Here is a 21,065-nt window from a genome sequence, read left to right as displayed (position 1 = left end):
CCCCCGCGGATGGCCTCAGCCGGCCGCGCGGGCCGCGGCCATGGCGGCACCGACGATGCCCGCGTCGTTGCGCAGCTCCGCGGGCACGACCCGGGCCCCGCGCTCGCGCAGCAGCGGCAGGAACTTCTGGTGCTTGCGGCTCACCCCGCCGCCGATCACGATCAGCTGCGGCGAGAACAGCATGTCCACCAGGTCCAGGTACTCGTCGACCCGCCCGGCCCACTGCTCCCAGCTCAGGTCGTGCCGCTCCTTCGCGGCCGAGGAGGCCCGGCGCTCGGCGTCCTTGCCGCGCAGCTCCAGGTGGCCCAGCTCGGTGTTGGGCACCAGCACGCCGTCCACGAAGAGCGCGCTGCCGATGCCGGTGCCGAAGGTGAGCACCAGGACCACGCCGGACTGCTCCCGGCCGGCGCCGTGCGCGGTCTCGGCGAGGCCGGCCGCGTCGGCGTCGTTGAGGACGGTCGCGGGCAGGTCCAGCGCCTCGCGGAACAGCCCCTCGGCATCCAGGCCGATCCAGCCCTTGTCGACGTTGGCGGCCGTCCTGGTGCGGCCGTCCACCACCACGCCGGGGAAGGTCAGCCCGACCGGGCCCTCGTGGCCGAAGTGCCGGACCACCTCCCGGACGGCGGCGACCACGGCCTCGGGGGCGGACGGCTGCGGGGTGAGCACCTTGTGGCGTTCCTCGGCCAGGGCGCCACGGCCCAGGTCGACCGGGGCGCCCTTGATGCCCGAACCGCCGATGTCCACTCCGAATACCGCCGTCATCACGACCGCCCTCCGCCGGATGCCGCGGACCGTCGTCCACAGCCTGTGCACAAAACTACGAGAGGCCGCGCGGCCGCGCACAGCAGAAAGGCCCGGCGCCCCGGGTGGGGCACCGGGCCTCGCGGCACGGCGTTACAGCTTGCCCGCGGCCTCGGCGCGCAGGTCGCGGCGCAGCTCCTTGGGCAGCGAGAAGGTCAGGTGCTCCTCGGCGGTCTTGACGGTCTCGACCGTGTCGTAGCCGCGGGCGGCCAGGAACTCCAGCACGCCGTCGACGAGGATCTCCGGCACCGAGGCGCCGCTGGTGAGGCCGACGGTCGTGACGCCCTCCAGCCACTCCTCGCGGATCTCCTCGGCGAAGTCCACCAGGTGGGCGGCCTTGGCGCCGTACTCCAGGCCGACCTCGACCAGGCGGACCGAGTTGGAGGAGTTCTTGGAGCCGACGACGATCAGCAGGTCGGTCTCGGGGGCGAGCTGCTTGACGGCGACCTGGCGGTTCTGGGTCGCGTAGCAGATGTCGTCGCTGGGCGGGCTGACCAGGAGCGGGAAGCGCTTCTTCAGCTCGCCGACGGTCGCCATGGTCTCGTCCACCGAGAGGGTGGTCTGGGACAGCCAGACGACCTTGGACTCGTCCCGGACCTGCACGTTGGCCACGTCCTCGGCGCCGTCCACCAGGTGGATCCGCTCCGGGGCCTCGCCCATCGTGCCGATGACCTCCTCGTGGCCCTCGTGGCCCACCAGCAGGATGTCGTAGTCCTCGTCGGCGAAGCGGACGGCCTCCTTGTGCACCTTGGTGACCAGGGGGCAGGTGGCGTCGATGGTGGCCAGCTTGCCGGCCTTCGCCTCGTCGTGGACGGACGGGGCGACCCCGTGCGCGGAGAAGACCACGATCGAGCCCTCGGGCACCTGCTCCGTCTCCTCGACGAAGACCGCGCCCTTCTTCTCCAGGGTCTGCACCACGTACTTGTTGTGGACGATCTGCTTGCGGACGTAGACGGGGGCCCCGTACTGCTCCAGGGCCTTCTCCACGGCGATCACGGCGCGGTCGACTCCCGCGCAGTAGCCCCGGGGGGCGGCGAGCAGGACACGGCGCTGCGCGGTGTTGGACATGGGTCCATCGTACGGGCGGCGGGGAGCCGCGCCGACGGGAGGCGCAATCCGGACGGATCCGGTCGCCGGTGCTCAAATGTGGTGCTCATGAGTGAGCGAATCGCGCAGGACGCCCAGGGCGGCGCGGGCGGCACGGGCGGCGCGGGCGGCCTGCGACGCAGCCTGGGCGTGCGCGACCTGATGGTCTACGGGCTCCTGTTCATCGCCCCGATGGCCCCGGTCGGCGTGTTCGGCGTGCTGGACGCCAAGAGCCGCGGCGCCGTCGCCACGGTGTACCTGGCGGCGACGGTCGCGATGGGCTTCACGGCGTTCTCGTACGCGCAGATGGTGCGCGCGGTGCCGCGGACCGGGTCGGTGTTCGCGTACGCACGGGCCGGGCTCGGCGAGGGGCCCGGGTTCGTCGCCGGGTGGATGGCGATGCTCGACTACCTGCTGATCCCCGCGGTCGCGTACCTCTTCTCGGGGATCGCGCTGCACTCGCTGGTGCCGGGCGTCTCGCGCTGGGTGTGGACGGCGCTCGCGGTCGTGGTGACCACGGCGCTCAACCTGGTCGGGGTCCGGACGGCGGCCTCGGTCGGCTTCGCGGTGCTCGCCATGGAGATCGCGGTGCTCGCGGTGTTCGTCGTCGCGGCCGTGGTGGTGCTGGTCCAGGACGGCGCCCGGCGCGCCTGGGACACGCCGTTCACCGCCGCCGGCCCCTTCTCGCTGACGGCGGTGATCTCGGCGGTGTCCGTCGCGGTGCTCTCCTACCTGGGCTTCGACGCGATCGCGACGTTCGTCGAGGAGGCGGTGGGGGCGTCGGCGGCGGTGGCGCAGGCGGTGCTGTGGTGCCTGGCGCTGGCCGGGGTGCTGTTCGTCACGCAGACGTACCTGGCGGCGCTGCTGGAGCCGCTCACCCCGGCGCAGCTGGCGGCCGACCCGGTGGCGCAGGGTTCGGCGTTCTACGACACCGTGGAGGCCGGCGTCGGGCACTGGCTGCACGTGCTGGTGGCGGCGAGCAAGGCGATCGGCGCGGCCTTCGCGGCGCTGGCCGGGCAGGCGGCGGCCGGTCGGCTGGTCTTCGCGATGGGCCGCGAGGGGCGGCTGCCGCGGCTGCTCGGCTCGGTCGACCCGGTCTCGGCGGTGCCGCGCCGGGCGCTGCTCGCGGCGGCGGTGATCACGCTGGCGGCGGCGGTCTGGGCGGCGAACCGGGACGACGGCCTCGACCGGCTCACCTCGGTGGTGAACGTGGGCGCGCTGACCGCCTTCGCGCTCCTGCACGCCTCCGTCGTCGGCTGGTACGCGGTGCGGCACGGCTCGCGCGACCGGCTGCGGCACGTGGTGGTGCCGGTGCTGGGGATCGCGGTGATCGGGGCGGTGGTGTACGAGGCCTCGACGACGGCGCAGATCGTCGGGGTGGCGTGGCTGGCGGTCGGGCTGGTGGTGCTGGCCGTGCAGGGTTCGGTCGGCACGGGCGGCACGGGCGACGCGGGCGGAGACGCTGTCGGCGGGCGCCGTTAGGGCTCGTCGTCGAACTCCCGTCGTCCGCCCGGAGGGCGGGCGTGGCGGCGTTGGGGTGCGTGCATCGCAAGGCGGAGGAGGGAGTCCATGCGGAGCATCGGCGACCGACGACAACGCGGCGAGGCGCGTGCCCCAGCGCCGCCACGCAGACGGGAGTTTGACGACGGGCCCTAACCTCGTACGCATGGCCAACAGCAGCTCTCCCGAAGCCCCGCTCCCGGTCGGCAAGGTCTCCGCGCTGATCGGCGGCTGGATCGACCGGCTCGGCGCGGTGTGGGTGGAGGGGCAGATCACCCAGCTCAGCCGGCGGCCCGGGGCGGGCGTGGTGTTCCTGACCCTGCGCGACCCGCAGGCCGACGTGTCGCTCACGGTGACGTGCTTCCGGTCGGTGTTCGACCAGGTCGCCGACGTCGTGCAGGAGGGCGCGCGGGTCGTCGTGCACGCCAAGCCGGAGTGGTACGCGGCGCGCGGGCAGCTGTCGCTGCGGGCCTCGGAGATCCGGCCGGTCGGGCTCGGCGAGTTGCTGGCCCGGCTGGAGCAGCTGAAGCGGCGGCTCGCCGGGGAGGGGCTGTTCGCGGCCGAGCGGAAGCGGCCGCTGCCGTTCCTGCCGCAGTGCGTCGGGCTGGTCACCGGGCGCGGCTCGGCGGCCGAGCGGGACGTCCTGGAGAACGCCCGGCGGCGCTGGCCGGCCGTCCGCTTCGAGGTGCGGAACGTGCCGGTGCAGGGCGTCAGCGCGGTGGAGCGGGTGAGCGCGGCCGTCCGGGAGCTGGACGAGCACCCCGAGGTGGACGTGATCATCGTGGCCCGGGGCGGCGGCAGCGTCGAGGACCTGCTGCCGTTCTCGGACGAGGGGCTGGTGCGGCTGGTCGCGGCGGCGCGGACGCCGGTGGTCAGCGCGATCGGGCACGAGCCGGACCAGCCGCTGCTGGACTTCGTCGCCGACCTGCGCGCGTCCACTCCGACCGACGCCGCCAAACGGGTGGTGCCGGATGTCGGCGAGGAGCTCGCCAAGGTGCTCCACCTGCGGGACCGGGCCCGGCGGTACGTCCACGGGCGGGTCGAGCGCGAGCAGCACGGGCTGGACGGCGTGCGCAGCCGCCCGGTGCTCGCCGCGCCGCACCGGATGCTGGACGGGCGGGGCCAGGAGGTGGACGGGCTAATGGAGCGGGCCCGGCGCACCCTGCGGCACCGGCTGGACCACGCGCAGAGCGACCTCGGGCACACGCTGGCCCGGGTGGTCGCGCTCTCCCCCGCGGCCACCCTGGAGCGCGGCTACGCGGTGCTCCAGCGGGCGGACGGCACGGTGGTGACGGATCCGGGCCAGGTCGCCTCCGGGGAGGCGCTGCACGCCCGGGTGGCGGGCGGCGGGTTCGGCGTCACGGTGGCCGAGGAGGGGGCCTCCGCGGGCTAGAACGAGCGCTGGCGGGAGAGCGCCGTCGAGTGCTCGCCGAAGCCGAGGCTGCGGTAGAGCGCCTCGCCGCCACTGCTCGCGTGCAGGTCGATCCGGCCGACCCGGTGGTCGTCGAACCACTGCAGCAGCGCCTCGGTGCAGGCCCGGGCGTAGCCGCGCAGCCGGTGGCCGGGGTCGGTGCAGATGTTGAAGACGAAGCCGAAGCGGCCCTCCGGGTTGCCGGGCGCGGGCAGCCGCTCCTCCAGCGTGCCGACGGCGCAGGCGGCGAGCCGGCCGGGCCGCGCGGGGTCGTCGACGACGAAGGACGGCATGGTGAGCGCGCCGTCCGGGACGGCGAGGCGCTCGCGCAGCACCCGCTCGGCGGTGGCCTGCCAGGGGCCGGGGCCGGCCTGGGCGGCCATGCCCGGCATCGCTTCGAACATCAGGTTGCGCAGCCGGACCAGCTCGGGCGCGTCGGCCGGGACGGCGGGGCGGACGTCGATCATGCGGCGGAGGGTAGTGCCGGGGCGCGGCCGTGCGCACCCGAATTCCACCCGGCGCGGCCGTTGTGCCGGCTCTGTCGGCGTGAGCCCCTAGTCTGGCTCGCATGGCAGAGCAGCAGGAGCAGGACCGCCCCGGCGAGGTGCCGCAGGGCGCGGACGACGCCCTCGGCTACGAGCACGCGCGGGACGCGCTGCTGGAGGTCGTCCGGCAGCTGGAGAACGGCGGCACGTCGCTGGAGGAGTCGCTGGCGCTCTGGGAGCGCGGCGAGCAGCTGGCGAAGGTCTGCCAGCGCTGGCTGGACGGTGCCCGTGCCCGGCTGGACGCCGCGCTGGCCGCCGAGGAGGGCGCCGGGGCCGGGGAGTGACCGGTCCCGGGGGGCACCGGCGTCACTTTCGAAGTGATGTGCGCCACATACCACTTGGGAATAGTTGAAACTTCACCTATGTTGGGAGCAGTGACCGACCGCGGTCGGCCACACCGACGACCCCCCTCCCGCATGAGGTGCAGAAGCATGACCACCGACGCCCTGGTACTCGACGCCGCCGCTCAGGACCTGCTGTTCCGCGAGGCGCGCACGGCGAACACCTTCACCGACGAGCCGGTCTCCGAGGAGCAGGTCCAGGCCATCTACGACCTGGTCAAGTACGGCCCGACCGCCTTCAACCAGCAGCCGCTGCGCGTCGTCCTGGTCCGCTCGGCCGAGGGCCGCGAGCGCCTGGTCCAGCACCTGGCGGACGGCAACAAGGCCAAGACCGCCGCCGCCCCGCTGGTCGCCATCCTGGCCGTGGACAACGAGTTCCACGAGGAGCTGCCGACCCAGTTCCCGCACTTCCCGCAGGCCAAGGACGTGTTCTTCTCGGAGCGCCCGGCCCGCGAGGGCTCCGCCCGCCTGAACGGCGCCCTGCAGGCCGGCTACTTCATCATCGGCGTCCGCGCCGCCGGCCTGGCCGCCGGCCCGATGACCGGCTTCGACGCCGAGGGCATCAACAAGGAGTTCTTCGGTGACGGCGAGCACTCGGTGCTGGCCGTGGTGAACATCGGCAAGCCGGGCGAGGACGCCTGGTTCCCGCGTTCGCCGCGCCTGGCCTACGACGAGGTCGTCACCACCGTCTGACGCGCCCGGCCATGCGGAAGGGCCCGCACCGGATCATCCGGTGCGGGCCCTTCGGCGTACGGCCTCTGCGGAGTACGGCCCCTGCGGCGCGCGGCCTGTTCGGCGCGCGGCCCGAACGGCCTACGGCCTACTTGAGCGCCTGCGCCAGCTCGGCGAGCTCGTCGTACGAGGCGGTGCCGGTCAGGAGCGTCGTGCCGCCGCCGTCCTGCGAGGTCAGCGCGCGGGCCTTGGCGCCCTGCACGCGGTCCCACGTGCGGCCGGCCACCTCCGCGGTGCCGTCCGGCTTGGCGCCGTCGACCTTGTCCGACACCAGCGACTCGCGCGGGACGTCGCTCTGCTCGACCGCCGCGTACTGCCCGGACGGCGTGACGAAGCCCAGGTGCCAGGCGTTGCCCTTGCCGTTGCTCTGCGCGGCCGACTGGTAGCTGACCGACGTGGCGCGCCACTTGTCGGACAGCCCCTCCGGGGCGACCAGCTTGTACGGCGCGGCGCGCTTCGCGGTGGCCGCCTCGACCCGGTACTCGACCTTGTGCTGGGGCACGCTGTCCGCGTCGTGCGGAAGGAACAGGTACCCGATCCACACCACGCCGCCGACCGCCAGCATCGACAGGACCATGTCCCGCACGGTCTGCCGGCCCCTCATGCCCTTGCTCTCTCCTGCCACCCCCACATGGTGACTCATCCACACACCGGACAGGTCACCCGGGGTGCCCGCGTACGGGTGAAGCGGGACGAACCGGTGGTTACCGGGAGGGAGCCGGGCCGAGCGTGGCGACCCGCGCCACAGACAGTCATCTCTAAGGCAGATACGATCGCAGGACCCTCACCACGGCGTTCGACCAGGCAGTAGTCGGGCGCTCACTGGCCGTCGCGTACAGAGAGGTAACGACGATGACCACGCAGTACCCGCACCACCTTCCCAGTGCCCTTGAGGTCGCGCCCGAGGCTCCCGACCGGAACCTCGCGCTCGAACTCGTCCGGGTCACCGAGGCGGCGGCGATGGCAGCCGGCCGGTGGGTCGGCCGCGGCGACAAGAACGGCGCCGACGGCGCGGCCGTCAAGGCCATGCGCACCCTCGTCTCGACCGTCTCGATGAACGGCGTGGTCGTCATCGGCGAGGGCGAGAAGGACGAGGCCCCGATGCTCTACAACGGCGAGCGGGTCGGCGACGGCACCGGCGCCGAGTGCGACGTCGCGGTCGACCCGGTCGACGGCACGACGCTCACCGCCAAGGGCATGAACAACGCCGTCGCGGTGCTCGCGGTCGCCGACCGCGGCACGATGTTCGACCCCAGCGCCGTGTTCTACATGGACAAGCTGGTCGCCGGGCCGGAGGCCGCCGACTTCGTCGACATCACCGCCCCGCCGGCCGTCAACATCCGCCGGGTCGCCAAGGCCAAGGGCAGTGCCGTCGAGGACGTCACGGTCGTCGTCCTCGACCGCCCGCGCCACGACGGTCTGGTCCGCCAGATCCGCGAGGCGGGCGCCCGGATCAAGTTCATCTCGGACGGCGACGTGGCCGGCGCCATCATGGCCGCCCGCGAGGGCACCGGCGTCGACCTGCTGATGGGCGTCGGCGGCACCCCCGAGGGCATCATCGCGGCCTGCGCGATGAAGTGCATGGGCGGCGTGATCCAGGGCCGCCTGTGGCCCAAGGACGACGCCGAGCGGCAGAAGGCCCTCGACGCCGGGCACGACCTCGACCGGGTCCTCACCACCGACGACCTGGTCAGCGGCGAGAACGTGTTCTTCGTCGCGACCGGCATCACCGACGGCGAGCTGCTGCGCGGCGTCCACTACCGCTCGGAGACCGCCACCACCAGCTCGCTGGTGATGCGCTCCAAGAGCGGCACCATCCGCGAGATCCACTCCACCCACAAGCTGTCCAAGCTGCGGGCCTACAGCGCGATCGACTTCGACCGCGCCAACTGAGGCTCCAGGGCCTGGAGTTCACAGCCCGACACGACGCGGCCCCGGCGGAATCCCCCTCCGCCGGGGCCGCGGCGCGTTCCGGCGCGCGATCCGGCGCCGTCAGCCCGCTATCCGCCGGTGGGCCGCCGGCACCCGGGCCGCCTCGCGCAGCTCCGACTCCCGGCGGCGGCGACGGGCCAGCACCACGCGCCGCTCGGCGGCCGTCAGCCCGCCCCAGACGCCGTACGGCTCCGGCTGCGCCAGCGCGTGCTCACGGCACTCCAGCAGCACCGGGCAGCGGGCGCAGACCCGCTTCGCCTGGTCCTCGCGCGACAGCCGGGCCGCCGTCGGCTCCTTGGACGGCGCGAAGAACAGCCCCACCTCGTCCCGACGGCACGCGGCGCCGGTGTGCCAGGGGTTGTCCTCCCCTTGGGGCCCCTGACCGGCCGGTGAGCCCTGCGGCTGCGGGCGGCTGTCGGGGCGGGGCTCCAACAGCTGCGCGGCGGCGACGGGCGAGGTGGTGCGGGACTCGATCGGATGCAGCACGGCCGTACTCCTGACGAGACTCTCGGACACGGGGAAGCTCGCTCCCCTGCCCGGCTGCGAGCCCCCGCTCTCCACCCCCGGGCCGGCCGCTGGCCGCCCCCGGTGCGCAGCCGTACAAGAAGCGATGTGCGAGAGGGAATACCCCGCCGGGCCGCGATTCATGCACACTGCACGCAATCGACTACTCGCTGCACCCGCCGCAACGCCGAGTGCCCGGCCGGGAGTTGCTCCCGCGGCCGGGCACCGGTCGGATCACGCGCAGGTCGGCGGCCGGACAGGCGCCGGCCAACGCCCGCTACTCGACGCCGAGTTGCTTGCGCACCCACTCCTTGAGCTTCTTGCCCCGGCGCGGCTTGGCGTCGCAGCCGCCGAAGATCGCCGTGCCCCGGATCCGGACCACCGGGGCGTAAGGGTCCGCCGCCGTCTGCTCCTTGACGTCGAAGCCGCCGAAGATGCCGACGCCGCCGCCGTGCAGGCTGACGTTCTCCGGCACCCGGACCTCGACGCCGCCGAACAGCGCCAGCACGTCGATGACGACCTCCGGCGACTCGAAGACGGCGTCGCTCAGGTCGATGTCCACGCCGCCGAAGACCGCGACCACCTTCAGGTGCGAGCCGACCCGCCAGCGGCCCTTGCGGGACGCCCCGCCGAAGATCGCCACCATCTGGGGCGCCTCCTGACGGGCCGGCGGCTGCGCCGGGACGGACGGGCGGGCGGCGGGGGCGTCCAGCGGCGGCTTCTCGAAGGAGAGCGGACGGTGGCTGGGCAGGTCGCGGGTGAGCGGCGCCAGCTCGCCCAGGGTCTTCGCCGCGTACGCGGCCTCGATGCGCTCGGCGTGCTCGTCGACGTCCAGCCGGCCCTCGGCGTAGGCGTCGCGCAGCAGGTCGGCCACCCGCTCGCGGTCGGCGTCCGAGGCCCGCAGCTCGGCCTCGGCCACCGGGGCGTGCGCGGGCGCCGGCGCCGGCCGGTCCGGCCGCTCGGGCCGCGGCTGCGGTTCGGGATGGTTCTCGGGCTTGGTCATCGGCACGGGCGCCGGCACGGGCGGCCGACCCTGATCGTCCTGCGGCGGCGAGTTGTCCACGGGCCAAGACTAGTCGCTCGCACTGCTGCCCGAGTGAGCCCGGTCACGCAAGGCGGACCTGTCCGCGTGCACGCGATCGCCGGGTCCTACCCTGGATGGTGCTTCGCCGACGCAGCCGGATCACTGGAAACCTAAGGACCGCCCCCATGGCTCCCACGCCAGACTTCGAGTACAGCGACCTGCTCCCCCTGGGCGCTGACCCGACCCCGTACCGCAAGCTCACCTCCGAGGGCGTCTCCACCTTCGAGGCCGGCGGCCGCACCTTCCTCCAGGTCGAGCCCGAGGCGCTGCGCCTGCTCACCGCCGAGGCGATGCACGACATCTCGCACTACCTGCGCCCCGCGCACCTCGCCCAGCTGCGCCGCATCCTGGACGACCCGGAGGCCAGCCCCAACGACCGCTTCGTCGCGCTGGACCTGCTGAAGAACGTCAACATCTCGGCCGGCGGCATCCTGCCGATGTGCCAGGACACCGGCACCGCGATCGTCATGGGCAAGCGCGGCCAGAACGTGCTCACCTCCGGCGCCGACGAGTCCGCCATCGCGCGCGGCGTGTACGACGCGTACACCAAGCTCAACCTGCGCTACTCCCAGATGGCCCCGGTGACCATGTGGGACGAGAAGAACACCGGCAACAACCTGCCGGCCCAGATCGAGCTGTACGCCACCGACGGCGACGCGTACAAGTTCCTGTTCATGGCCAAGGGCGGCGGCTCCGCCAACAAGTCGTACCTGTACCAGGAGACGAAGGCCATCCTGAACGAGGCGAGCATGCTCTCGTTCCTGGAGCAGAAGATCCGCTCGCTCGGCACCGCCGCGTGCCCGCCGTACCACCTGGCCATCGTGATCGGCGGCACCAGCGCCGAGTTCGCGCTCAAGACCGCCAAGTACGCCTCGGCGCACTACCTCGACCACCTGCCGACCTCCGGCGACGCGAAGACCGGGCACGGCTTCCGCGACCTGGAGCTGGAGCAGAAGGTCACCGAGCTGACCCAGAAGATCGGCATCGGCGCGCAGTTCGGCGGCAAGTACTTCTGCCACGACGTGCGCGTCGTGCGCCTGCCGCGCCACGGCGCCTCGCTGCCGGTCGCCATGGCCGTCTCCTGCTCCGCCGACCGCCAGGCGCTCGGCAAGATCACCGCCGAGGGCGTGTTCCTGGAGCAGCTGGAGACGGACCCGGCCAAGTACCTGCCGGACACCACCGACGAGCACCTGGACGACGACGTGGTGCGCGTCGACCTCGACCAGCCGATGTCCGCGATCCGCAGCGAGCTGTCCAAGTACCCGGTGAAGACCCGGCTCTCGCTCACCGGCACGCTCGTCGTCGCCCGCGACATCGCGCACGCCAAGATCAAGGAGCGCCTGGACGCCGGCGAGGGCATGCCCAAGTACCTCCAGGACCACCCGGTCTACTACGCGGGCCCGGCCAAGACCCCCGAGGGCTACGCCTCCGGCTCCTTCGGCCCCACCACGGCGGGCCGGATGGACTCCTACGTCGACCAGTTCCAGGCGGCCGGCGGCTCGATGGTCATGCTCGCCAAGGGCAACCGCAGCAAGCAGGTCACCGACGCGTGCGCCGCGCACGGCGGCTTCTACCTCGGCTCGATCGGCGGCCCGGCGGCCCGGCTCGCCCAGGACTGCATCAAGAAGGTCGAGGTCCTGGAGTACGCCGAGCTCGGCATGGAGGCCGTCTGGCGCATCGAGGTCGAGGACTTCCCGGCCTTCATCGTCGTCGACGACAAGGGCAACGACTTCTTCCGCGAGACCACCGAGGGCCCGCTGATCACCAACCTCCGGGTGCGCTCGAAGGAGTAGCCCTCCCCCGGTCCCACCCCACCGCCCCGGCCGCCTCCGTGCGCCCGGGGCGGTTTCGGATACCGGCGCGGGCTGAACGTGGGTACCGTGGATGAGAGAGGTGGATCACCCACATCGTCCACGGAGGCGCGCAGGTGAGTATGACCAACATCGATGTCGACGACACGATCCTTGCGGAGGCCATGCGGTTGATGGGGACGACGACGAAGAAGGACACGGTCAACAACGCCCTCGCCGACTACGTCAACCGACTGAAGCGGCTGGAGGCTCTGGAGAAGCTGTCCCGCCGAGCCGCCGCAGGCGAGTTCGAGCCGACCGTCCGGGTCTACGAGGCCCGCAAGCGGGCGCAGCGGGAGGAAGCCGAATGATCGACAGCTTCCTGATCGACACCTCGGCCTACGTGCGGCTGGTGTCGGACCGTGAGCTTCGGTCGCAGTGGTGGGGACACATCGAGTCCGGCCTGATCAGGATCAGCAAGTCCACCAGGACCGAGATCCTCTTCTCCGCCCGGAACTCGGCGCATCGGGACGACTTGGAGGACGAACTCGCGGCACTGTTCGGCCCGACCGTCGGCGCCCCGAAGTCAATCTGGGAGTGGATCGACACCGCCCAGTACAAGCTGACCCAGAAAGGCCAGCACCGAGCGGCCGGGCTGGCAGACCTGCTGCTGGCCGGCACCGCCGTCCACCACGACATGACCGTCCTGCACCTGGACGACGACTTCGCCACCGTCGCTCGGGTCATCACCGATCTCCGCGAGCAGGACATCCGACGGCCGGCCGTCGGCTGACGGTCACAGCGGAGCTCACGCGTCGAAGTCGTACTCCAGCACGTAGGACGCGGCGTCGAGGATCATCTCGTTCAGCTCGACGACCTGGCCCTCGTCGGCGAAGGCGGTGCGGCAGATCAGGATCACCGGGGTGCCGGCGGTCAGGTCCAGGCGCACGCCCTCCTCGGCGCTCGGCATGCGCGAGCGCACCTCCTCGCGGAAGTGGACGGGCTTCGCGCCGATCTCGGCGAGGCGGGCGTAGGTGCCGCCCGGGCCGGTGTCCTCGCGGGTGATCGCCGTGCCGGCGACCAGGACCGCCGGGAGGTAGGACGTGGACAGCAGCACCGGCTTGCCGTCCAGGACGAAGCGGCGGTGGCGCACGCACATCGGCTCGCCCGGGTCGACGCCGAGGACGCGGGCCACGTGCTCGGGCGCGCCGCGCTCGGTGACCGACACCTGGTCGACGACGAGGGTGCGCCGGTCGATGTCCGCGGACCATATCGACCGCCCGGAGCCCCACTGACCCTGCGCGAGCCGCTGGATCCCGTGCCGGCGCAGCGGGCGGAAGTCCCGCACGAACACCCCGGCGCCCCGGCGGGCCTCGGCGATGCCCTCGCTCTGCAGCACCCCGAGGGCCTGGCGGGCGGTCATCCGGGCGACGCCGTACTCGTCCATGAGGTCGTTCTCGCCCGGCAGCCGGTCGCCCGCGCGGTACTCGCCGGCGTCGATGGCCGCCCTGAGCGTGTCGGCGATCCGCTGGTACTTGGGCTGCTTGTCGCCACTGCTGCCGGTCATCGCCGCTCCCTCTCCCTCTCGGAAATCGTAGGCGCGCCCGCGGTCGCAAGTAAGCGGATACGACCGTTGACATCTCTAGAGATATTAGCTTCTCTAGAGATGCTGGGTAGTCGCCGAGCGTCACCACGGACGCGCGGACGGCGACCGCAGAGCTAGGGAGGGTTCGGTGAATCCCCGTCAGCGCAACGCCGCCGCCTACCGGCCGCACGCGGGTGACCGCGTCCTCGACCGCAGGACCGGGCGCACCGGCATCTACATGGACACCATCGGCGGCGAGCACTACCTCCGCCCCGAGTCCGGCGGCCGCGAATGGACCGCCGACCCAACCCACGTCACCCCGGCCCCCGCCCCGAGCCCCACCCCGGCCGACGACGGCCCGGACTCCGATCCGACCGGAAGACCCCGCCGCCCCGCCCGCGGCCGCTGCCGCCACCTCGGCGGGGAGCGCGCCGGCTAGCGGCACGGAACGAGATCGTCATTCGTTAAAATGGCGACAACCACCATTGCCCTGCAAAATCCAGCAAAACGGCCATTCAAGACATCGCGCCGATTTCCCCCGAATCCGGAATTCCGGAAAGGATCCGGGGCCGCCACGAAACTCCCGGGGGAGAATTCGGGGCCGGCACCGCGAAGGAGGCCGACGGGCGGGATCCGACCACCGCCGTGCCCCCGAAAACGACGAACGCCCCGCACTCGCCAGTTGCGAACGCAGGGCGCGACCTTGACGTCCAGTCAGGGACGGCTGAAGATGACCCCGGCGAAGGCGCCGGTGGCCGTCACCACGGAACCGGCGGCCAGAAGGGCCGTCGACACCGCTACCACCGCAATACGACGAAGCTTGCTCATGACAACCTCGCTATCGAACTGATCGGCTCTGCCTGGGGGCCGGCGACCGGAATCCGGATCGCCGGGCGGTGCGCGCGGGGCCGTCGACAGTGCATGCCCGGCGCCTCACCAGGGGTGCGGCACCGGGCGGACGGCCCGGGTCACTTACGGCCGGCTGTTGATGACACCGAGCGGGACGGTCTCGCCGGGCTTGCCCTGGGGGTGCTGCGGCTCCTCCACCTCGCCGCCGCCCATGAGCTCCTGGGGGTCGACGTGCTGCTCGTCCGCGGGCACTATGTACCCGGCCACGTTCGACGCGGCGTCGGCCACCGCCGCGTCGGCGGCGGGAGTCGCGGTGGCCACGGCGCCGGCGGGCTGGCCCGCGGCGGCGGCCCCGTTGGCGTTCGGCGCGGCCTGCGGAGTCACAGTGCTGGTGGGGTCATTCTCGGCCATGGGTTGGCTGCCTTTCAGGTCATTGAGGTCTGCTCGCGCCCGACTGACTCGACCAAGGCGCCGGGACAGTATCGTAGGAGCCGTTAAATGTCCTATAAACATCGCGCCGCCGGAGCCGCTCTCCGGTGTTTACAGCCGCCCGCCTAAGCTGATGCGACCACAGCGGGACCACCCAAGCGCCCCGCGCACCCGCCACAGGTCAATCGGGGGATTCATGGAGCCTCAGGAAACGCCGCACAGCAAGGCGCTGCGCTTCCAGGTGCTCGGCCCCATGCAGGCGTGGCGCGGCGAGCAGCCCCTGTCGCTGGGATCCCCCCAGCAGCAGGCCGTCCTGACCTCGCTGTTGCTCCAGCAGGGCCGCCCGGTCACGACGCAGGACCTGGTGGACGGCATCTGGGGCGAACGGCCCCCGCCGCAGGCCATCGCCGCGCTGCGGACGTACGTCTCGCGGCTGCGCACGGTCATCGAGCCGCACCGAGAGGTGCGCGCGCCGGCCGAGATCCTCGTCTCGGTGAGCGACGGGTACGCGCTGCGGATCTCCTCCGGGACGCTGGACCTCTCGGTGTTCGAAACCACCGTCACCGAGGCCGCCACCGCCCGGACCAAGGGGGACCCGGCCGAAGCACACCGGCTGCTCGTCTCCGCCCTGGCGCTGTGGAGAGGCCGGGCCCTGGCCGGCGTGCCGGGACCGTACGCCGACTCCCAGCGGCTGCGGCTGGCCGAGCGACACGTGTCGGTCTGGGAAGAGTGCTGCGCGGTCGCGCTGGAGATCGGCCTGCACACCGAGGTCGTCGCCGAGCTGAGCTCGCTGACGTCGGAACACCCGCTGCGGGAACGCCTGCGGGAGCTGCTGATGCTCGCGCTGTACCGCTGCGGGCGGCAGGCCGAGGCGCTCGGCGTCTACACCGACACGCGCAAGCTGCTGATCGACGAGCTCGGCGTCGAACCGGGTGCGGGGCTCTCCGCGATGCACGCCCGCATCCTGGCCGGTGACCCCGCCCTGACCCCGCCCACCGGCACCGGCCCCGCCGCCGTCCGGCACGACGCCACGACCAGCGTACCGGCGCCGGCACAACTGCCCGCCGACGTATCGGACTTCAGCGGACGCGAAGGGCTGGTCAACGAGCTCCGCGCGGTGCTCCAGAGCGCCACCGGCCAGGCCGTCGTGGTGACGTCGCTGGCCGGCATCGGAGGGGTCGGCAAGACGACGCTCGCGGTGCACGTCGCCCACAGCGTGCGGGCCGAGTTCCCCGACGGCCAGCTGTACGTCGACCTGCGCGGCGCGGGCGCCTCACCGGCCGAACCCGCCGTCGTCCTGGGCGACTTCCTGCACGCCCTCGGCGTCACCGAGATCCCGGACTCGGTGGAGCAGCGCTCCGCCCTGTACCGCTCGCTGCTGGCGAACCGGCGGATGCTCATCCTGCTCGACAACGCCCAGGACGCGGACCAGCTGCGGCCGCTGATCCCCGGGGTGTCGGGCTGTGCGGTGCTGGCCACCAGCCGGTCGCGGCTCGCCGGGATCCCGGGCGCTCATCTGGTGGACGTCGAGGAACTGACGCCCGCCGAGGCCCTGGCGCTGTTCTCCGCCATCGTCGGCGAGCAGCGCGTCTCCTCCGAGCCGGACGCGGCCCTGGCGGTGGTCACCGCCTGCGGCTTCCTGCCCCTGGCCGTCCGCATCGCCGCGGCCCGGCTCGCCAGCCGGCCGCGCTGGAGCATCTCGGACCTCGCCCGGCGCTTAGCGGACCAACGGCGGCGGCTCGACGAGCTGCAGCTGGGCAACCTCGCGGTGGAAACGACGATCGGGCTCGGGTACGGCCAACTGCGCGCCGACGAGGCCCGTGCCTTCCGCCTGCTCTCCCTCGTGGACTCCCCCGACCTGCCGCTGGACGCCGTGGCGGCACTCCTCGGCGAGGCCGAGGAGCGTGCCGAGGACCTGGCCGAGGCACTGGTCGAGGCGAACATGCTGGAGTGCTTCACGCCCGGGCGCTACCGCTACCACGACCTCCTGCGGCTCTACGCCCAGCGGCAGAACGAGAAGTCCGCGGACACGCAGGAGCAGCAGCAGGCGGTGCTCCGGCTGCTGGAGCACCTGCTGCCGACGCTGCGCACCGCCGCGCAGGCCATCGAGCCCGACGATCTGCTCTTCGAGACGCTGGAGGAGCTGAAGGCGCCGGGGCTCGGCCTGGCGACCGCCGCCGACGCCCAGCAGTGGCTGCGCGCCGAGACCGGCATGCTGCTGAGCACGCTCGAGGCGGCGCTGGGAGGCCCGCCGAACCTGCTGCGGCCCGCTCTGGACCTGCTGATCACGCTCAACAGCATCGTCGAGGACCCGACTCACGCCCCCAGGACCCGGCGTCTGCTGGAGATCGCCGACTCCAACGCCCAGTCGCACGGGGACACCCGGGCGCTCGCCCGGGTCCACCTGGCCTGGGGCACGCTGGAGTACTTCGCGAACAACTTCCTGGGCGCCGAGAACTCCCTGCGCGAGAGCCTGTCGCTCCAGCACCCGGACGACGTCACGGTCGTGCGCTCGATGGTCACCAACACCCTCGGGATCATCCTGAGCATCGCCAACCGGAGCGCCGAAGCCCTGCCGTTCTTCGAGCAGGCGCTCTCGATCAGCCACGTCGTCGGCGCACCGATCAGCGAGGCGCGGCTGCTCGGGAACATCGCCCGGGCCCAGCTCGACGTCGGGCGGACGGCGGAGGCCGTCGAGTCCGTCCACGCGGCGGTGGCGAATGCGCGCAGGTCGGCGAACGGGGCCTGCCTCGCGGACACGGTGTACCAGCTCGGCGTCGTACTGTCGTCGACGGGTGCGCCGGTGGAGGCCGTCTCGCACCTCCGGGAGGCGCACAAGCTGTACCAGGAGCAGCAGAACCGGCTCCGCGAGGGGTACACGCTGGCCCGGCTCTCGGAGAGCCTGCTGGCGATCGGACAGGCCGGCGAGGCGGCCGAGGCGGCCGGCGAATCGCTGGCGATCGCCCAGGAGATCGACGGCGCCTACTGCCAGGGCCTCGCCAACGCCGCGCTCGGCGAGGCGCTGCTGGCGCTCGCGCAGCCGGCCCGCGGGCTGGCGTGTCTGCGGGAGGCGCACGCGATGTTCACGCGGCTCGGTGTGCCGGAGGCCTCCCCCGTGGCGGACCTCATCTCCCAGCAGCACACCGAGCCTGCCTCTTCCTCACCCCCGGCGCCGTGAGGCCTCCACCCCCCAGCGGAGATCCTCCCCCGATTCGCGTTGCGTCGGCGCCCCCGCAGCCCCCCGGCTGCGGGAGCGCCCTCAACGCTTCCCCGGCGCTGGTCCCTACTGTGCACCGCGCCGATTGACGTTCGATAAACGTCCGATTGTCAGCCTGCGGAGCGGTGAAAACCGCAGGTCAGCACCCACGCCCCCGGCGCGCTGTGCGGCGTGCGGGGCCGGCGCGCACCACCCCGGCCCGCACCGTCGTGCTTCCGCAACACCGTCCACAACGGCCCAAGAACGACGAGTTGGCCGGAAAGGGGCCCCACGGCGGTGTGATCACGCATATTCTCAGATGCCAGTGCACACACAAGTGCCGGCCGGCGACGTGCCAGAGTTTCGGAATGCCCAGTTCTCAGCGTGCGGAGTGCAGTCCGTCAGTGTGATGCGGGGAGCGTGACGCACCGGCAGCGGCCGGCCAGGCTGGCGGAGGCCAGGGTGGAAGGGTGCCTCTCTATCGTGACGACCGGACAGATATCGGACCCGTTCCCCGTCGGCGAGGACGCGGGTGACGACGAGCCCGACACCCGGCGGCGCCGGGCCGTACGGGCCTTGCAGGCGGTCGCCTTCGACACGATCGGCGCCGGGTACGGCGAGGCCTTCCCGGCCAAGGACGGACAGCTCGCGTGCGGCCGGCGGCTGCTGGCGGAGCTGGAGCCGGGCGCCCGGGTCCTGGACGTCGGCTGCGGCACCGGGGAGCCGACGGTCCGCCAGCTGACCGCGGGCGGGCTGCGGGTCACCGCGACGGACCTCTCGGACGTGATGCTCACGCTGGCCGCGCAGGCCCACCACCCGGGGGAGCACCCGCCCGTATTCCACCGGATCGACCTCTACGACCTGGGCACCGAGCGCGCCGGGCGGGTCTGGAACGTGCCCGGGCTCGGGCCGGACGGCGCGGGCGGGTTCGCCGCCGTCACCGCGTTCTTCTCGCTGATCCTGCTGCCGCAGGACGAGATCCCGACCGTCCTCGGCCGGCTGCACGCGCTGCTGCGGCCGGGCGGGCTGCTGGCCCTCGGGATGGTCGAGGCCGATCTGGATCACGTTCCGCTTCCGTTCCTTGGCAGAGAGCTGCGGATCAGCGGGTATCTGCGGGAGGATCTGGAACGGGTTCTGGTCGCGTCCGGGTTCGCCGTCGAGGAGTGTTCGGGGCACCCGTACGCGCCGGCCAGTACCTCGCTGCCGCCGGAGGAGCAACTGTTCCTCTGCTGCCGACGCGTCGGCTGACCGCCCGGCGGCGGCTCCCGAGCACGCCGACAGCCGCGACAGCGGAAGAGACCAGCAAGCAGCACACCCCCAGAGCCCACCCCGAGCCCAGGACAGGCAGCCGTGCGCGACCAGCTCAACACCGAGGCCGGACAGCCGCCTGCGCTCCCCCAGCCGCGCAGCGAACCCGCGGCGGCCGGTCGCGACGACGTCGCCGGGCGCCTCGGCTGGCTCGACTCGGCGACCCGGCGGATCAACAGCGCCCTCGACCTCGCCGCGACGCTGCGCAACGTCGGCCGGGTGCTGGTCCCGGCCCTCGCCGACGCCGCCGTCGTCCACCTGCGCGACCCGCTGCCCAACGTCGAGCGCGAACCCGGCTTCCCCGACGAACTGCGGATCCACTACAGCACCGGCACCCGGATCGGGCGCCGCGGCCGCCCCAGCGGCGCGGAGGACCGCCGGCGCACCCGCTGGGGCACCCGCTCGAACGCCGACGGCGGGCCCGCCACCCCGGTGACCCGCGGCGGCGCCCTCGCGCACGCCCTGCTCAGCCGCCGCCCCGCCGAGGCCGCCGTGATCGGCACGCCCGCCGCCGAGCGCACCGAGACGCTGCTGCGCGAGCTGTACGGCACCCGCGGGCTGGCCCGGCTCGGCGCGGGCACGTCCGTCCTCGCGCTGCCGCTGCGCGGGCGCAAGGCGGTGCTCGGTCTGCTCGTGCTGATCCGCCGGCCTCCCGAACGCACCGGCCGCCCGGCGTTCGACGCCGCCGACACCGCGACCGCCGCGCACCTCGCGACCCAGGCCGGGCTGGCCGTCGACACCGCCCTGCGGTACGCCCGCGAGTGGGAGATAGCCAACGAACTCCAGCGCAGCATGCTGCCGTTGCGCCTCCCACAGCCGCACGGCGTGCGCCTGGCCCAGCGCTACCTGCCCGGCGAGCGCGGCGCCCAGGTCGGCGGCGACTGGTACGACGCGGTGCCGCTGCCCGGCAACCGGGTCGCCCTGATCGTCGGCGACGTGATGGGCCACTCGCTCACCTCGGCCGCCATCATGGGCCAGCTCCGCACCAGCGCGCAGACCCTGGCCGCGCTCGACCTGCCGCCCCACGAGGTGCTCTACCACCTGGACGAACAGGCCCAGCGGCTCGGCCGCGAACAGCACCTGGCCACCTGCGTCTACGCGGTGTACGACCCGATCGCCAACCGCGTGGTGATCGCCAACGCCGGGCACGTCCCGCCGGTGCTCGTACGGCCGGACGGGACGGCCGAGCTGGTCGAGCTCGACTCCGGGGCGCCGATCGGCGTCGGCGGGGTCGACTTCAACTCCGTCGAACTGCCCGCCCCGCCCGGCTCGGCCCTGCTGCTGTTCACCGACGGCCTGGTCGAGACCCGCAGCCGCCCGCTCAGCGACGGCCTCGAACTGCTCCGCGCCAAGATCGCCGGCTCCACCTGGCACGCCCCCGAGCAGCTGTGCCAGGAGGCGCTGCGGATCCTGCCGCCGGGCGACCGCGGCGACGACATCGCCCTGCTCGGCGCCTGCTTCGACGGCATCCCGGCCGGGGACGTCGCGCACTGGTACCTCCAGCCGCGCAACGAGACGCCGGGCCGGGCCCGCCGGCTGGCCGCGCACACGCTGCGCCGCTGGGGCCTGGGCGAGCTCAGCGAGGCGACCGAACTGATGGTCAGCGAGCTCGTCACCAACGCCGTCCAGCACGCGACCCGTCCGGTGACCCTGAGCCTGGTGCGCACCACCCGGCTGCGCTGCGAGGTCGGCGACGACAGCCCGCTGCTGCCCCGCCCGCGCCGGACCGGCCCCGAGGACGAGCGGGGGCGCGGGCTGCAGATCGTGGCCCGCTGCGCCGACCGCTGGGGCGCGACCCGGCTGGGCACCGGCAAGGTGGTCTGGTTCGAGCAGCGGCTGCCGCAGTGACGACCGTGCCGACGGCCGGGGGGGGGGGGGGGGGGAGCCCCCCCGCCCGCCCCCGCGGGGGGGGGGGGGCGCCCCCCCGCGCGGCGCGGCCGGCCCCCCCCCCCCCCCCCCCCCCCCACCGCGC

Annotated in this window: 20 protein-coding genes; 12 read left to right on the top strand and 8 right to left on the bottom strand. The window is 73.1% G+C overall.

All coding sequences use genetic code 11. From position 1 onward, the window contains the following. Window positions 1–15: 15 nt before the first annotated feature. Entirely contained in the window at window positions 16–762 is a 747-nt protein-coding gene (ppgK, locus tag ACFV4F_RS28860; protein WP_380441635.1) for a polyphosphate--glucose phosphotransferase, read from the bottom strand. 132 nt (window positions 763–894) lie between these two features. Beyond that, window positions 895–1,869 carry a 4-hydroxy-3-methylbut-2-enyl diphosphate reductase gene (locus ACFV4F_RS28855; RefSeq protein ID WP_380441633.1) on the bottom strand — a complete coding sequence of 325 codons (975 nt, stop codon included), beginning with the start codon at window positions 1,867–1,869 and terminating at the stop codon, window positions 895–897. 87 nt (window positions 1,870–1,956) lie between these two features. Here ACFV4F_RS28855 and ACFV4F_RS28850 point away from each other — a divergent pair, with 87 nt between their 5' ends. Together ACFV4F_RS28850 and xseA are read left to right on the top strand one after the other, a co-directional pair. Further along, a complete protein-coding gene (locus ACFV4F_RS28850) occupies window positions 1,957–3,369 on the top strand; it encodes an APC family permease (RefSeq protein WP_380506739.1) in 1,413 nt (470 codons plus the stop codon). A gap of 184 nt (window positions 3,370–3,553) precedes the next feature. Further along, the gene (gene xseA, locus ACFV4F_RS28845) at window positions 3,554–4,780 is read left to right on the top strand and encodes an exodeoxyribonuclease VII large subunit (protein WP_380506736.1); all 1,227 of its coding nucleotides are present in this window, start codon (window positions 3,554–3,556) and stop codon (window positions 4,778–4,780) included. On the opposite strand, the gene ACFV4F_RS28840 is transcribed toward xseA, so the two are convergent. Beyond that, complete coding sequence (locus ACFV4F_RS28840; protein ID WP_380506733.1) at window positions 4,777–5,265, bottom strand: GNAT family N-acetyltransferase; 489 nt, start codon at window positions 5,263–5,265, stop codon at window positions 4,777–4,779. The genes xseA and ACFV4F_RS28840 overlap by 4 nt on opposite strands. Before the next feature lie 101 nt (window positions 5,266–5,366). Here ACFV4F_RS28840 and ACFV4F_RS28835 point away from each other — a divergent pair, with 101 nt between their 5' ends. Next, a complete protein-coding gene (locus ACFV4F_RS28835) occupies window positions 5,367–5,627 on the top strand; it encodes an exodeoxyribonuclease VII small subunit (protein WP_380506730.1) in 261 nt (86 codons plus the stop codon). Window positions 5,628–5,774: 147 nt separating this feature from the next. Beyond that, window positions 5,775–6,377, top strand: coding sequence for a malonic semialdehyde reductase (locus tag ACFV4F_RS28830; RefSeq protein WP_380441623.1), 603 nt, complete (start codon window positions 5,775–5,777; stop codon window positions 6,375–6,377). A gap of 127 nt (window positions 6,378–6,504) precedes the next feature. On the opposite strand, the gene ACFV4F_RS28825 is transcribed toward ACFV4F_RS28830, so the two are convergent. Then, window positions 6,505–7,041, bottom strand: a complete 537-nt coding sequence (locus ACFV4F_RS28825; RefSeq protein ID WP_380506727.1) for a DUF4245 domain-containing protein — start codon at window positions 7,039–7,041, stop codon at window positions 6,505–6,507. 227 nt (window positions 7,042–7,268) lie between these two features. On the opposite strand from ACFV4F_RS28825, the gene glpX reads away from it, so the two are divergent. Further along, complete coding sequence (gene glpX, locus ACFV4F_RS28820; protein ID WP_359963404.1) at window positions 7,269–8,309, top strand: class II fructose-bisphosphatase; 1,041 nt, start codon at window positions 7,269–7,271, stop codon at window positions 8,307–8,309. Window positions 8,310–8,408: 99 nt separating this feature from the next. On the opposite strand, the gene ACFV4F_RS28815 is transcribed toward glpX, so the two are convergent. Both ACFV4F_RS28815 and ACFV4F_RS28810 read right to left on the bottom strand, forming a co-directional pair. Then, the gene (locus tag ACFV4F_RS28815; protein ID WP_380506758.1) at window positions 8,409–8,783 is read right to left on the bottom strand and encodes a WhiB family transcriptional regulator; all 375 of its coding nucleotides are present in this window, start codon (window positions 8,781–8,783) and stop codon (window positions 8,409–8,411) included. A gap of 346 nt (window positions 8,784–9,129) precedes the next feature. Then, window positions 9,130–9,855, bottom strand: coding sequence for a DUF1707 domain-containing protein (locus ACFV4F_RS28810; protein ID WP_380441659.1), 726 nt, complete (start codon window positions 9,853–9,855; stop codon window positions 9,130–9,132). 206 nt (window positions 9,856–10,061) lie between these two features. On the opposite strand from ACFV4F_RS28810, the gene ACFV4F_RS28805 reads away from it, so the two are divergent. From ACFV4F_RS28805 to ACFV4F_RS28795, 3 genes are all read left to right on the top strand, one after another. After that, a complete protein-coding gene (locus ACFV4F_RS28805) occupies window positions 10,062–11,729 on the top strand; it encodes a fumarate hydratase (protein WP_380441619.1) in 1,668 nt (555 codons plus the stop codon). 134 nt (window positions 11,730–11,863) lie between these two features. Continuing rightward, window positions 11,864–12,097, top strand: coding sequence for a type II toxin-antitoxin system VapB family antitoxin (locus ACFV4F_RS28800; protein ID WP_380441617.1), 234 nt, complete (start codon window positions 11,864–11,866; stop codon window positions 12,095–12,097). Continuing rightward, window positions 12,097–12,519: a PIN domain-containing protein gene (locus ACFV4F_RS28795; protein WP_380441657.1), complete on the top strand. Its 423-nt coding sequence runs from the start codon at window positions 12,097–12,099 to the stop codon at window positions 12,517–12,519. The genes ACFV4F_RS28800 and ACFV4F_RS28795 overlap by 1 nt, the downstream gene beginning before the upstream one ends. A gap of 15 nt (window positions 12,520–12,534) precedes the next feature. Here the strand turns inward: ACFV4F_RS28795 and ACFV4F_RS28790 are convergent, their stop codons facing one another. Next, window positions 12,535–13,293, bottom strand: coding sequence for a GntR family transcriptional regulator (locus ACFV4F_RS28790; RefSeq protein WP_380441615.1), 759 nt, complete (start codon window positions 13,291–13,293; stop codon window positions 12,535–12,537). A 166-nt stretch (window positions 13,294–13,459) separates the two neighbouring features. Between ACFV4F_RS28790 and ACFV4F_RS28785 the strand changes: the two genes are divergently transcribed. After that, window positions 13,460–13,750 carry a hypothetical protein gene (locus ACFV4F_RS28785; RefSeq protein WP_380506724.1) on the top strand — a complete coding sequence of 97 codons (291 nt, stop codon included), beginning with the start codon at window positions 13,460–13,462 and terminating at the stop codon, window positions 13,748–13,750. Window positions 13,751–14,283: 533 nt separating this feature from the next. On the opposite strand, the gene ACFV4F_RS28780 is transcribed toward ACFV4F_RS28785, so the two are convergent. Further along, complete coding sequence (locus ACFV4F_RS28780) at window positions 14,284–14,571, bottom strand: hypothetical protein (RefSeq protein ID WP_380497220.1); 288 nt, start codon at window positions 14,569–14,571, stop codon at window positions 14,284–14,286. A gap of 214 nt (window positions 14,572–14,785) precedes the next feature. Between ACFV4F_RS28780 and ACFV4F_RS28775 the strand changes: the two genes are divergently transcribed. The 3 genes from ACFV4F_RS28775 (at window position 14,786) to ACFV4F_RS28765 (ending at window position 20,941) form a co-directional block, all read left to right on the top strand. After that, window positions 14,786–17,767 (top strand): BTAD domain-containing putative transcriptional regulator, encoded by a 2,982-nt coding sequence (locus ACFV4F_RS28775; protein ID WP_380497219.1) that lies wholly within the window; start codon window positions 14,786–14,788, stop codon window positions 17,765–17,767. 501 nt (window positions 17,768–18,268) lie between these two features. Continuing rightward, complete coding sequence (locus ACFV4F_RS28770) at window positions 18,269–19,033, top strand: class I SAM-dependent methyltransferase (protein WP_380506721.1); 765 nt, start codon at window positions 18,269–18,271, stop codon at window positions 19,031–19,033. A 102-nt stretch (window positions 19,034–19,135) separates the two neighbouring features. Further along, window positions 19,136–20,941: a SpoIIE family protein phosphatase gene (locus ACFV4F_RS28765; protein ID WP_380441605.1), complete on the top strand. Its 1,806-nt coding sequence runs from the start codon at window positions 19,136–19,138 to the stop codon at window positions 20,939–20,941. The last annotated feature ends 124 nt before the right edge of the window (window positions 20,942–21,065 follow it).

The organism is Kitasatospora sp. NPDC059722, assembly GCF_042733235.1.
GTDB lineage: Bacteria > Actinomycetota > Actinomycetes > Streptomycetales > Streptomycetaceae > Kitasatospora.
This window is presented reverse-complemented; position numbering and strand designations above follow the sequence as displayed.

Excerpts from the sequence above, each read along its gene's own strand:
- ACFV4F_RS28855 (WP_380441633.1), bottom strand. The coding sequence starts at position 1,869 with ATGTCCAACACCGCGCAGCGCCGTGTCCTGCTCGCCGCCCCCCGGGGC.
- ACFV4F_RS28775 (WP_380497219.1), top strand. The coding sequence starts at position 14,786 with ATGGAGCCTCAGGAAACGCCGCACAGCAAGGCGCTGCGCTTCCAGGTG.
- ACFV4F_RS28840 (WP_380506733.1), bottom strand. The coding sequence starts at position 5,265 with ATGATCGACGTCCGCCCCGCCGTCCCGGCCGACGCGCCCGAGCTGGTC.
- ACFV4F_RS28835 (WP_380506730.1), top strand. The coding sequence starts at position 5,367 with ATGGCAGAGCAGCAGGAGCAGGACCGCCCCGGCGAGGTGCCGCAGGGC.
- ACFV4F_RS28830 (WP_380441623.1), top strand. The coding sequence starts at position 5,775 with ATGACCACCGACGCCCTGGTACTCGACGCCGCCGCTCAGGACCTGCTG.
- ACFV4F_RS28805 (WP_380441619.1), top strand. The coding sequence starts at position 10,062 with ATGGCTCCCACGCCAGACTTCGAGTACAGCGACCTGCTCCCCCTGGGC.
- xseA (WP_380506736.1), top strand. The coding sequence starts at position 3,554 with ATGGCCAACAGCAGCTCTCCCGAAGCCCCGCTCCCGGTCGGCAAGGTC.
- ACFV4F_RS28810 (WP_380441659.1), bottom strand. The coding sequence starts at position 9,855 with ATGACCAAGCCCGAGAACCATCCCGAACCGCAGCCGCGGCCCGAGCGG.
- ppgK (WP_380441635.1), bottom strand. The coding sequence starts at position 762 with ATGACGGCGGTATTCGGAGTGGACATCGGCGGTTCGGGCATCAAGGGC.
- ACFV4F_RS28780 (WP_380497220.1), bottom strand. The coding sequence starts at position 14,571 with ATGGCCGAGAATGACCCCACCAGCACTGTGACTCCGCAGGCCGCGCCG.
- glpX (WP_359963404.1), top strand. The coding sequence starts at position 7,269 with ATGACCACGCAGTACCCGCACCACCTTCCCAGTGCCCTTGAGGTCGCG.
- ACFV4F_RS28850 (WP_380506739.1), top strand. The coding sequence starts at position 1,957 with ATGAGTGAGCGAATCGCGCAGGACGCCCAGGGCGGCGCGGGCGGCACG.
- ACFV4F_RS28790 (WP_380441615.1), bottom strand. The coding sequence starts at position 13,293 with ATGACCGGCAGCAGTGGCGACAAGCAGCCCAAGTACCAGCGGATCGCC.